The sequence below is a fragment of the Microbacterium sp. B35-04 genome (assembly GCF_010634885.1).
Lineage (GTDB): Bacteria > Actinomycetota > Actinomycetes > Actinomycetales > Microbacteriaceae > Microbacterium.
Genome location: NZ_MWLP01000034.1, coordinates 71534 through 82853 on the forward strand (window position 1 = coordinate 71534; position 11320 = coordinate 82853).

An 11320-nucleotide genomic window follows, 5' to 3' on the forward strand; every position below is an offset into this window, starting at 1 on the left:
GCGTCAGCGCCGCGGGATCGTCGAACCGCGGATGATGAGGCGCACCGGCAGGTGGTGGGTGCCCTCACCGATGTCGACGCCATCGATCGCGTCGAACACCCGCTGGGCCGCCTGACGCCCCAGCTGCTGGAGATTGGCGTCGATGCTCGTCAGCTCGGGCCGCGAGTTGGTCGAGAGCACCTCCCAGTTGTCGTACCCGATGACGGCGAGATCCTCCGGCACGCGGCGCCCGAGATCGCGCGCGGTGTCCAGGGCGCCGCGGGCGAGCTGGTCGGATCCGCAGAAGATCGCGTCGACGTCAGGATGCCGCTGCAGCAGCATCGCGGCGGCATCCCGACCCCAGTGCTCGGTCCATTCCGAGAACATCGGGTCGCCCACGAGCTCGAGGCCGGCCGCGTCGAGCGCCGCCCGCGCTCCCGCGATGCGATCCTGGGCGGCGGCGTAGGCGGGGTCGCCGGTGATGTGGGCGATGCGGGTGCGGCCACAGGCGATGAGGTGCTCGACGGCCAGCCGTCCGCCGGCGTAGTTGTCGGGCGTGAGCGAGAGGTCGCGCGGGTCGTCGGAGGGCGCATAGGCGTACACGACCGGGACGGGGATCTCCTGACCGAGCGACGGGCGTGGGTCGGTCTGCCGGCCGACGACGATGATGCCGTCGACACGCCGGCTCAGCAGTGCCTTGAGGTGGTGCTGCTCGCGGATCGCGTCGCCGCGTGCGTCGCAGAGGAACACGTTGATCTGCCCGGCGCCGAAGGCGTCCTCGGCACCCATCAGGATCGGGATCATGAAGCGGCCCTCGAGGTCACTCGTGAGCAGGCCCACGGTGCCGGTGCGTCCCGCGAGGAGGCCACGCGCCATGGCGTTGGGGGTGAACGACAGGTCTTCGGCGGCATCCATCACCCGCCGCCGGGTCGCCGGCGCGACGTCCTCCCGGCCGTTGAGGGCCTTCGACGCTGTCGCGATCGACACTCCCGCCCGCTTCGCGACATCACTCAGCGTCGCACTGCGTCCCCCGGACTCGTTGGCGGCCATCACCCCTCCTCGTTGCGGAAACGTTATCGAAGCAACGTCTTGACCGCTCGTGATGTCTCACGATACCGTGCCGAAAGCGATTTCGATGTTTTCGAGATCCATCACGGCAGCGGCGCGGCGATCCTGCACGCGCACGCTCGAAGACGAGCCAAGGAGACTGCAATGACCAACACCCGACGTCGCGCCGCCGGCTGGCGCGCGGCGACCGCACTCCTCCTCTCAGGCGCCCTCGTGGCCCTCGCCGGCTGCGCCGGCGGTGGCGCGGCGACGCCTGCGGAGGACATCCCGGCCGAGGGGACGGACGACGGAACGACCCTCACGCTCTGGACCCGCGCACCCCTCGAGAAGCAGGCGAACCTGCTGGTCGACGCCTACAACGCCTCGCACGAGAACCAGGTCGAGCTCACCGTCGTGCCCAACGACGACTACGTCGCCAAGGTCGGCGCCGCTGCCGGCTCGGGCGGACTGCCCGACCTGTTCGCCGCCGACATCGTCTACGTGCCCAACTGGGTCGAGCAAGGCCTGTTCCAGGACCTCAGCGCCCAGGTCGACGGCCTCGACTACAAGGACCAGATCAACCAGGGCCACCTCTCGGCCGGGACGGATGCCGACGGCAAGGAGCACGTCCTGCCCTTCGTGCTCGACCTGTCGATGCTGTTCTGGAACAAGGAGCTCTTCGAAGAGGCCGGACTCGACCCGGAGAAGGCACCCGCCACCATGGCGGAGTACGCCGACGCGGCCAAGAAGATCCAGGCGCTCGGCAAGGACGGCGTGTACGGCACGGCGACCGGCCTGAACTGCGGCGGATGCCTCGTCTTCACGTGGTTCCCGAGCATCTGGGCGTCCGGTGAAGAAGTGCTGAGCGATGACGGCCACGAGTCGCTGCTCGCGAACGACGCCGCCAAGGAGGTCTACGACACGTGGCGCGATCTGTGGGAGTCGGGCGCCGTGCTGCCCAGCTCGCAGGATGAGGCGGGCCCGACCTGGACCGCCGGCTTCACCGAGGGCAACGTCGGCCTGATGTTCTACCCCGCGACGCTGCTGTCCTCGACCCCGTTCGACACCGGCGTCGCAGGCATCCCCGGCGTCGACGGCGGCGCCTCGACCTTCGTCGGCGGCGACGGCATCGGCATCTCGAAGGACTCCAAGAAGGCCGTGCAGGCCTGGAACTTCCTCACCTGGCTGATGTCTGAGGAGGCCCAGGTGGACGTCCTCGCGAAGAACAACGACGTCGTCTCACGCGCGGACTTCGCCGACAACGAGTACGCCGCGAAGGATCCGCGGCTCGTGACCATCAACGAAGTGGCCTCCCAGGGTGACACCCCTGTGGCGCTGAACTTCCAGCAGGCGTTCAACGCACCCGGCAGCCCGTGGCTGACGCTCGTGCGCAACGCCGTGCTCGAAGGCACCGACACGGTCGACACCGACAACGACGCCATCACCGAGATCCTCGCGCAGTGAGCCGCGGCGGTGGCCCGGGCGACCGGGCCACCGCCCCCATCCCCGGAGAACGAACGCCAATGTCCGCCGAGACGCTGAGTCCGCCGACGAGTCCGCCGACCGCCCCCGCCCCCTCGCCCCACCGCTCTTCGCGCGCCCGGCGCGAGGCGCTGCGCGGGTGGCTCTACGCATCGCCGACCACCCTGTTCGTGGTGTTCGTCTTCCTGCTGCCACTGCTGCTCGTGCTGCAGATGTCGGCATCCGACTGGCCGCTGCTCTCGGGCAACCAGGGCTGGAACCTCCCCGAGAACTACGTCGACGCCGTCGACCACCGCCTGTTCTGGGACGCCATCTGGTTCACCCTGAAGTACACGGCGATCACGACGATCCTCCTCATCGGCCTGGGCCTCGGGCTCGCGATGCTGGTGCAGGAGTCGACCCGGTGGAAGTCGCTGCTGCGAACGTCCTTCCTCGTGCCGAGCGCACTCGGTCTCGCCTCGGCATCCCTCCTCTTCTACGTGCTCTACTCGCCGTACGCCGGTCCGTTCGCCGACCTCATGCAGTCGTGGGGCTTCACGTTCCTCGGCACCCCCGAGGGCGCGCTGTGGTCGACGGTGTTCCTCATCGTGTGGCGGTACGCCGGCTTCTACATGCTGCTCATGCTGGTGGGCCTGCAGGCCATCCCCGACGACGTCTACGAGGCCGCGCGCATCGACGGCGCCTCGGCGTGGCAGACGTTCCGCGACATCACGCTTCCGCTGCTGCGGCCGACGTTCGCACTCACCATCGTGCTATGCGTCACCGGCTCACTCCTGGCATTCGAGCAGTTCTACATCCTCACCAAGGGCGGACCGGACAACAGCACCATGACGATCGTGCAGCTGATCTACAACGTCGCCTTCCAGGGCCAGAACGACCTCGGCATCGCCGCGGCGCTGTCAGTGATCGTGCTGCTGGCGCTCATCGTCATCAACGTGTTCCAGCTGCGGGCGTTCCGCCGCACGGACGAGGACTGAGGATCCCGCCATGTCTGCACAGACCCTTCCCTCCTCCACCCATCTCATCCAGGTGCAGCCCGCGCGCGGCCGCGCGCGCCGCTCCCCCGCGGCGCGCATCGTGTTCGGCATCCCGTACGCCGTGCTGACCACGGCACTCGCGATCATGTTCCTCTACCCGCTCATCTGGACCGCCGTGTCGTCGGTGGCCCCGCGAGCCGGCACCAGCCAGCCGGAAGGCTGGGGATTCGGCAACTACACGGCACTCGCCAACTACCAGGCGGGCATCTGGGTGTACCTCGGCAACTCGACGTTCGTCGCGCTGCTGACGGTGCTGCTGACCCTGGTCGTCTCCACCCTCGGCGGGTACGCCTTCGCGCGGTTCTCCTTCCCGGGGAAGAACCTGCTGTTCCTCACCGTGCTCGCAATTCTGATGGTGCCGTACACGACACTGCTGATCCCGCTCTACGTGATCCTCAACGCCGTAGGGCTCAGCAACTCCCTGGTCGGCGTCGCGATCGTGCTCACGATGTTCCAGCTGCCGTTCTCGATGTTCATGATGCGGATCTCGTTCGAGTCCGTCCCACGCGAGCTCGACGAGGCGGCCCTGGTGGACGGCGCGACGACCTTCGGAGCGCTCCGGCTCGTGCTGCTGCCGGCGGTCAAACCCGGGCTGATCACCGTCGGCATGTTCGCCTTCCTGGCGGCCTGGAACGACTTCATGGCGCCGCTGATCCTCATCACCGACACGAACCGGATGACGCTGCCGCTGGCGGTCTCGAACCTCCGCGTGCAGGTGCAGGGCGTCATCGACTACGGGGCGACGGAGGCGGGGGTGGTCGTGCTGGCCCTCCCCTGCATCGTTCTGTTCCTCGTGCTCCAGCGCCACTACGTCCGAGGATTCATGTCGGGAGCTTTCAAGGGATGACCATGCAGACCACCACCGCACCCCAGGCGCCCGTCGCCCCGACGCGCGGCCGCCTCCGCCCCCTCGGCCAGCAGGAGGTCCGCATCACCGGCGGCTTCTGGGGCGACCGGCAGACGGTCAACGGCCGCAACACGCTCGCGCACATCGAGAGCCGCCTGGAATCCGAGGGCTGGCTGGCCAACTTCGACCGCGCCGCGGCCGGCACGCTGCCGGAAGGGCGCCGCGGACGCGAGTTCTCGGATTCCGAGGGGTACAAGTACCTCGAGGCGCTCGCCTGGGAGATCGGCCGCACCGACGACGCCGACCTCGAAGCGCGGCTGCGCGCCGTCGTCGGTCGTGTCGCGGCGGCCCAGGAGGCGGACGGATACCTCAACACGCAGTTCGGGCGCGCGGGGCAGGGCGCGCGGTGGTCCGATCTGGAGTGGGGACACGAGCTGTACTGCCTCGGCCACCTCTTCCAGGCGGCGGTGGCCCGGGAACGCACCCGCCCGGGTGCGGACGACGGGTTGCTCCGCATCGCGGTGCGTGCCGCCGACCTGGTGTGCGCGGAATTCGGGCCCGGCGGACGCGACGGGATCTGCGGCCACGCCGAGGTCGAGGTCGGGCTCGCCGAACTCTCCCGGGCGACCGGCGAGCCGCGCTACCTCGAGCAGGCGCGCCTGTTCGTCGAGCGCCACGGACGCGGCACGCTTCATGACATCGAATGGGGCCGCAAGTACTTCCAGGACGACGTGCCGGTGCGCGACGCGACGGCCCTGCGCGGTCACGCGGTTCGCGCGAACTACCTGGCGGCGGGCGCCGCGGACGTCGCCGTCGACACCGGCGACGATGAGCTGCTCGGAGCGCTCCGCGGGCAGTGGGACCGTACGGTCGCCCGGCGGACCTACATCACAGGCGGCCAGGGTTCGCACCATCAGGACGAGGCGTTCGGAGAGGACTGGGAGCTGCCGGCCGACCGCGCCTACTCGGAGACGTGCGCGGGCGTCGGCTCGATCATGTTCTCGTGGCGCCTGCTGCTGGCGGACGGCGATGCGCGCCACGCCGATCTCATCGAGCGGACCCTGTTCAACGTCGTGGCGACGTCGCCCGCGCCCGACGGCCGTTCGTTCTTCTACGCGAACACGCTGCACCAGCGCGTGCCCGGCATCCCGGCCGAGCCCGACGCCACCTCTCCCCGCGCGTCGTCGTCGCTGCGTGCGCCGTGGTTCGAGGTGTCGTGCTGCCCGCCGAACGTGGCGCGCACCCTCGCGAGCCTCGACGCCTACGTCGCGACCGCGGACGACGACGGCGTCCAGCTGCATCAGTACGCGCCGTCGACGGTGCGCACGACGCTCGCCGACGGCCGCGTCGTCGCGCTCGACGTCGAGACGGACTACCCGGTGTCGGGACGGATCCGTGTGATCTCGCGAGCGGATGCCGCACCCGACGCCCCGTGGACGCTCACCCTCCGCGTTCCGGCGTGGGCCGCGGGGGCGCGCCTGCGGCTCCTGCCGACCGACGGCGGTGCCACCGAGGAGCGCGATCTCCCTCCTGGGGCCGCCGAGGTGCGCCGGGCGTTCCGCGAGGGGGACGTCGTGGAGCTCGACCTGCCCATGGCGCCGCGCGTGACGGCCCCCGACGAGCGCATCGACGCCGTGCGCGGGTGCCTCGTGATCGAGCGCGGTCCCGAGGTGTTCGCGCTCGAGTCGGTGGACCTCGGCCCCGGCGACGTCGACGACGTCGCGCAGGTCGCGTTGGCTGCCAGCGCCGAGCCGGTCGAGCGCGACGGACGCGTGTGGGTGAAGGTGGTCGCGCGCGGAGCGGACGACGGCGGCTGGCCGTACGGCGAACCCGGTGGCGGACCGCCCGCGCACGCATCCGTGGAGGTCCCGCTCGTGGCGTACCACGATTGGGCCGAGCGGGGACCCTCCACGATGCGCGTGTGGATCCCCGCCGGCTGACGTGCCGCTCGTCACACGGGCATGCTCACGAGCTCGGCCACGCGCGGCAGCACGTCGAGCGCGGTCGTGGCGTGGACCGAGAACCGGAGCCGGTCCGGGCCGTGCGCCGTGACCGCGACGCCGTGCTCGGCGAGCCGGGCGCGGCGCGCGGCGGCGGCCCCGTCGGCCCACCGCCCCACGACGATCCCGGCGCGGTCGGCGGGTCGGCGAGGCGAGACGATCACGACTCCCGCCGCATCGAGCGCCGCGATCAGCGCGTCGACACGGGCCGAGATCCGCTCCTCGACCGCGCGGACCCCGACCGTGTCGATCAGCTCCAGAGCGCGCGCGAGCATGCGAGCGGAGGCGGGCGATCCGTTCGTGAGGCCCAGGTGCTTCGCACCGGGGAGAGACAGATGCCGCAGCCCGTCGTATCCGCCCGGACGCTCGACGCCCGTCCATCCGCTCAGCCGCGGCACCATCGCGGCCAGGGCGCGAGGCGACGCTGCGACGAATCCGGTGCCCCAGCCCGCACGCAGCCACTTCTGGCCGCCCGCGATCACGACGTCGGCGTGCGCGAACGGAAGATCTACGGCGCCCGCCGCCTGGATCGCATCCACGATCAGCAGGCGGTCGCCGATGACCTCCCGGATGCCGGCGAGGTCGGCGCGCCACCCCGTGCGGAAGTCCACCGCGCTCACGGCCACCGCCGTCGTCGCCGGCCCCAGCGCCTGGGCGACCCTCTCGGGGGTGACCGGGGCTTCGAGATGGTCGGCGGGCATGTCGCACACGCGCAGGATCCCGAGCTCCTCGGCCCGCCACCATGGGTACAGGTTCGCGGGGAACTCGCCCCGCGACACGAGCACCTCGGCGCCGCGCAGCGCGAAGGCGACATGGAAGAGGCCGAGGGACGTGCTCGGAACCAGCGCGACGTCGGCCCCCGGCATGCCAAGCAGCCGTTCGACCTGTTCACGTGCGCGGTCGTCTTCGCCCGCCTCGTCCACGTCGCCGGCCGCAGCGGCTCCCCAGACGTCCGCGGCGGCCTCGCACACGAGACGTGAGGGCGGACCGAACCGTGCGAAGTCCAGGTGGCCGGGGACTGCGGCGAACGCCGCGAGGTAGTGATCCATCGGGGCAACGCCTGCCGCGTGTTTCACGGGTGTAAACATCCGAACTCCAGGATGACGATTCGGTCACAGCCATCGCAGGACGAGTGTCCGGCGAGATAAAACGATCTGAGTAGAAGGTGCAGTTGTACATTGCACCTTCATGTTGTTTCATTGTTGAGTCACTCGACGCAACGGAGCAAGAGGAAGGAATGGTCGACAGATGACCGCCAAGAAGAGAGCCGCCGGACTACTCGTCGCCGGCCTGAGCACAGCCCTGCTGCTGGCCGGATGCTCGGGAGGAACGACATCCTCCGCGCCGACCGAGGGCGCGACCGACGGCCCGCAGAAGGGCGGAACCGTGCACATGCTGCAGAACGCCGACTTCTCGTATCTCGACCCTGCCCGCGGCTGGGACGGCGGGGTGAACGCGTTCTACCGCCTGCTGTATCGCGGCCTCACCATGCAGGCGGCCGGTGACGCCGACGACCCGAATGCGATCGTCCCCGACCTCGCCGAGTCCCTCGGCACGGCGTCCGACGACGGACTGAAGTGGACCTACACGCTCAAGGACGACCTGGCATTCGACGACGGCGACCCGATCACGTCGGCCGAGGTCAAGTTCGGCATCTCGCGAGCGTGGGACCCGCAGATCGGCATCGGCTCGCCCTACCTGAAGAACGTCATCGACGCTCCGGCCGACTACCAGGGCCCGTACGTGTCGGGCGAGATCCCCACCATCGAGACGCCCGACGAGAAGACGATCGTCTTCCACCTCAAGGCGCCCTTCCCCGAGTTCGACAACGTGCTGGCGCAGTCGAACGCGGTGCCCTTCCCCGTCGGCAGCGGCGGCGGCGACGAGTTCATCAACGACGTCATCGCGTCCGGACCGTACACGGTCGACAGCTACACGCCCGGCAGCACCATCAAGCTGGTGCGCAACGAGCACTGGAACGCCGAGACGGACGAGGTCCGCAAGGCCTACCCGGACGCGTGGCAGTTCGACATGGGGATCGATGCGGCGACGATCGAGGAGCGCATGATCGCCGGCCAGGGCGACGATGTCAACGCGATCGCCGGCAAGATCAGCGGCGCCGCACTCCCGCGCATCCAGACTCCGGAGCTGCAGGAGCGTGCCATCAAGGCACCGGCGTTCTGCACGACGTACATGTCGATGAACACGACCAAGGAGCCGTTCGACGACGTCCGTGTTCGTCAGGCGGTCAACTGGGCGCTCGACCGCACCACGGTGCAGAACGCCTCGGGCGGCAACCAGCTGGCCGACGTCGCGACCACGATCATCCCGCCGGCGGTGAACGGCCACCGTGACTTCGACCTCTACCCGGCGAACGAGGACGGCGGCAACGCCGAAGAGGCCCAGGCGCTCCTGGCCGAGGCCGGCCTTGCCGACGGCTTCGAGTTCACGCTCGACATCCGTTCGCAGCCCGCCATGCAGGCCCAGGCAGAAGCGGTGCAGGAGTCGCTCGAGAAGGTGGGGATCACGGTCAACCTGAACGTGATCGACACCGCGATCTACTACGAGACGATCGCCACCCCCGCCAAGCAGAACGACGCCGCCATCACGGGATGGTGCCCTGACTGGGCGTCGAGCGCGAGTACGTTCATCCCGCCGCTGTTCGACGGCGCGATGATCACCGAGAAGGGCAACCAGAACCTCGCCCAGCTCGACGACCCCGCCGTCAACGAGCGGATCGCGGAGGTGCGTGCCATGACCGACGTCGAGGCGGCCAACGCCGCGTGGGGCGACCTCGACGAGCAGATCATGGAGCTCGCTCCGATCGCACCGTTGGTGTTCGAGAACGGGATCTTCCTGCCGGGAACGAACATCGCCGGCTACTACCCGAGCACCAACATGACCGATCTCACCATCGTCGGTCTGAAGGACCCCTCGAAGGGCTGAGCATGACCATCCCCTCGACCGTCATCGAGGTCGAGGCCACGCCGGGCGGCGACCCAGTACTCGAAGAGTCATTGGAGTCCCGCCCGGCCTCTGGCCGGAAGCTTCTGCGCGGATTCCTCACCGATGTGCCGGCGATGCTCTCGCTCGGCTACATCGTCCTGATCCTGCTCATGGCGATCTTCGCGCCGCTCATCGTCCTGGTGAGCGGCTGGGGACCCTACGAGTTCGACCAGACCGCGATCGACCCGAACATGGGCGCCATCCCCCTCGGACCGTTCGGCGGCATCAGCGCCGAGCACTGGTTCGGCGTGGAGCCCGGCAGCGGCCGCGACATCTTCGCGCGCATCGCATACGGCGCACGCGTGTCGATGACGGTCGCGCTGTCGGCCACGTTCCTCACCACCATTCTCGGGGTGGTCTTCGGACTGCTCGCCGGCTACTTCGGCGGCTGGATCGACACCGCCATCTCCCGCGTCATGGAGTTCCTCATGGCGTTCCCCGCCCTCATCTTCATGATCGCCATCCTCTCGGCGCTGCCGTCCGACAACCGCATCGTCCTGCTCGTGCTCGTGATCTCCCTGTTCGGGTGGCCGTACCTCGCCCGCATCGTGCGCTCGCAGACGCTCTCCCTGAAGGAGCGCGAGTTCGTCGAGTCGGCGCGGGCCTCCGGCGCGTCCGGAGCCCACATCATCTTCCGCGAGATCCTCCCGAACCTGCTGTCGACGATCGTCGTGATGGCTACGCTCGCGGTGCCCGGCTACATCGGCACCGAGGCCGGCCTGTCATTCCTCGGTGTCGGCGTCGTGCCGCCGACCCCCAGCTGGGGCCAGATGATCGCCGCGGCCGCCCCGTGGTACGCGGTGGATCCCATGTACTTCCTCATCCCCGGCATGTTCCTCTTCCTGCTCGTGCTGTCGTTCACCACCCTGGGCGACCGCATCCGGGCCCTCATCGGCAGCGCGGAGGTGCGCGCATGATCCGCGTCGTCGGCTCCCGCATCCTGGGCATGATCGCGGTGCTGTTCCTGGTGACGCTGTTCACCTACGTGATCTTCTTCGTGCTCTCTCCGGACCCGGCGGTGCAGATCTGCGGCAAGAACTGCACGCCCGAGCGCATCGAGCAGATCCGCATGAACCTCGGCCTCGACCAGCCTTTCTGGCAGCAGTTCTGGGAGTACCTCTCCGGCCTGTTCACGGGACGCGAGTACGTCGTGGCGGGCGCCGTCGTGACGTGCCCGGCCCCGTGCCTCGGCTACTCGTTCCAGACCGGCCAGCTCGTGAGCGAGATGATCGTCCAGCGGCTGCCGATCTCGGCGACGATCGCGATCGGCGCCGCCATCCTGTGGCTCGTCGGCGGACTCGTCGGCGGCGTGCTGAGCGCGGTGCACGAGGGCAGGTTCACCGACAAGTTCTTCGCTGGGCTCACCCTCGGCGCGATGTCGATCCCGAACTACGTGCTCGCCCTCGTCCTCCAGTTCGTCCTCGTGGTCGCGCTGGGCTGGCTCCCCTTCCCGCAGGCGGTGCCGTTCTCGGAGGACCCGGGCCAGTGGTTCCTGAACTTCCTCATGCCGTGGATCGTGCTGGCGGTCGGCTACGCCGCGGTGTACACGCGGCTCACGCGCGCCAATGTCATCGAGACGCTGCAGGAGAACTTCGTCCGCACCGCGAACGCGAAGGGACTGAGCTCGTCCCTGGTCTGGCGGCGCCATGCGCTGCGCCCGGCTCTCACGCCGATCGTCACGATCTTCGGCATGGACCTCGCGGGACTCCTCGGCGGGGCCGTGATCACCGAGACCGTCTTCGGCCTGAACGGCGTGGGCAAGCTCACCGCCGACTCCATCTCGTCCAACGATCAGCCGGTGATCATGGCCGTGACGCTCCTGTCGGCGTTCTTCGTCATCGTCGGCAACCTCGTCGTCGACCTCCTCTACACGGCGATCGACCCCCGCGTGCGGACGGCGGCGCGCGCATGACCGGAGAGAA

At 69.3% G+C, this 11320-nt stretch carries 9 protein-coding genes; 7 read left to right on the plus strand and 2 right to left on the minus strand.

All coding sequences use genetic code 11. From position 1 onward, the window contains the following. Positions 1 to 3: 3 nt before the first annotated feature. The gene (locus B1729_RS09415; protein WP_163618203.1) at positions 4 to 1029 is read right to left on the minus strand and encodes a LacI family DNA-binding transcriptional regulator; all 1026 of its coding nucleotides are present in this window, start codon (positions 1027 to 1029) and stop codon (positions 4 to 6) included. A gap of 162 nt (positions 1030 to 1191) precedes the next feature. Here B1729_RS09415 and B1729_RS09420 point away from each other — a divergent pair, with 162 nt between their 5' ends. Genes B1729_RS09420 through B1729_RS09435 form a run of 4 tightly spaced genes read left to right on the plus strand, consistent with a single transcriptional unit; the run spans position 1192 to position 6332 of the window. Next, positions 1192 to 2490, plus strand: a complete 1299-nt coding sequence (locus tag B1729_RS09420; RefSeq protein ID WP_163632356.1) for a sugar ABC transporter substrate-binding protein — start codon at positions 1192 to 1194, stop codon at positions 2488 to 2490. Between the two features lie 59 nt (positions 2491 to 2549). Beyond that, the gene (locus B1729_RS09425) at positions 2550 to 3485 is read left to right on the plus strand and encodes a sugar ABC transporter permease (protein WP_163632358.1); all 936 of its coding nucleotides are present in this window, start codon (positions 2550 to 2552) and stop codon (positions 3483 to 3485) included. A 10-nt stretch (positions 3486 to 3495) separates the two neighbouring features. Beyond that, the gene (locus B1729_RS09430) at positions 3496 to 4392 is read left to right on the plus strand and encodes a carbohydrate ABC transporter permease (RefSeq protein ID WP_163618200.1); all 897 of its coding nucleotides are present in this window, start codon (positions 3496 to 3498) and stop codon (positions 4390 to 4392) included. Beyond that, positions 4389 to 6332 carry a beta-L-arabinofuranosidase domain-containing protein gene (locus B1729_RS09435; protein WP_204318895.1) on the plus strand — a complete coding sequence of 648 codons (1944 nt, stop codon included), beginning with the start codon at positions 4389 to 4391 and terminating at the stop codon, positions 6330 to 6332. Before B1729_RS09430 ends, B1729_RS09435 begins: the two co-directional genes overlap by 4 nt. An 11-nt stretch (positions 6333 to 6343) precedes the next feature. Here the strand turns inward: B1729_RS09435 and B1729_RS09440 are convergent, their stop codons facing one another. After that, a complete protein-coding gene (locus tag B1729_RS09440) occupies positions 6344 to 7441 on the minus strand; it encodes an aminotransferase class V-fold PLP-dependent enzyme (RefSeq protein WP_163632364.1) in 1098 nt (365 codons plus the stop codon). Positions 7442 to 7640: 199 nt separating this feature from the next. Between B1729_RS09440 and B1729_RS09445 the strand changes: the two genes are divergently transcribed. Genes B1729_RS09445 through B1729_RS09455 form a run of 3 tightly spaced genes read left to right on the plus strand, consistent with a single transcriptional unit; the run spans position 7641 to position 11310 of the window. Beyond that, on the plus strand, positions 7641 to 9338 hold the full coding sequence (locus tag B1729_RS09445) for an ABC transporter substrate-binding protein (protein WP_163632367.1): 1698 nt from the start codon (positions 7641 to 7643) through the stop codon (positions 9336 to 9338). Between the two features lie 2 nt (positions 9339 to 9340). Continuing rightward, complete coding sequence (locus tag B1729_RS09450) at positions 9341 to 10315, plus strand: ABC transporter permease (RefSeq protein WP_163618197.1); 975 nt, start codon at positions 9341 to 9343, stop codon at positions 10313 to 10315. Continuing rightward, positions 10312 to 11310 (plus strand): ABC transporter permease, encoded by a 999-nt coding sequence (locus B1729_RS09455; RefSeq protein ID WP_163618196.1) that lies wholly within the window; start codon positions 10312 to 10314, stop codon positions 11308 to 11310. The genes B1729_RS09450 and B1729_RS09455 overlap by 4 nt, the downstream gene beginning before the upstream one ends. Positions 11311 to 11320 lie beyond the last annotated feature (10 nt).

Bases quoted from the DNA above. Each gene is read 5' to 3' on its own strand.
- B1729_RS09435 (WP_204318895.1), top strand. From the start codon at position 4,389: ATGACCATGCAGACCACCACCGCACCCCAGGCGCCCGTCGCCCCGACG.
- B1729_RS09420 (WP_163632356.1), top strand. From the start codon at position 1,192: ATGACCAACACCCGACGTCGCGCCGCCGGCTGGCGCGCGGCGACCGCA.
- B1729_RS09455 (WP_163618196.1), top strand. From the start codon at position 10,312: ATGATCCGCGTCGTCGGCTCCCGCATCCTGGGCATGATCGCGGTGCTG.
- B1729_RS09415 (WP_163618203.1), bottom strand. From the start codon at position 1,029: ATGGCCGCCAACGAGTCCGGGGGACGCAGTGCGACGCTGAGTGATGTC.
- B1729_RS09450 (WP_163618197.1), top strand. From the start codon at position 9,341: ATGACCATCCCCTCGACCGTCATCGAGGTCGAGGCCACGCCGGGCGGC.
- B1729_RS09440 (WP_163632364.1), bottom strand. From the start codon at position 7,441: ATGGATCACTACCTCGCGGCGTTCGCCGCAGTCCCCGGCCACCTGGAC.
- B1729_RS09425 (WP_163632358.1), top strand. From the start codon at position 2,550: ATGTCCGCCGAGACGCTGAGTCCGCCGACGAGTCCGCCGACCGCCCCC.
- B1729_RS09430 (WP_163618200.1), top strand. From the start codon at position 3,496: ATGTCTGCACAGACCCTTCCCTCCTCCACCCATCTCATCCAGGTGCAG.
- B1729_RS09445 (WP_163632367.1), top strand. From the start codon at position 7,641: ATGACCGCCAAGAAGAGAGCCGCCGGACTACTCGTCGCCGGCCTGAGC.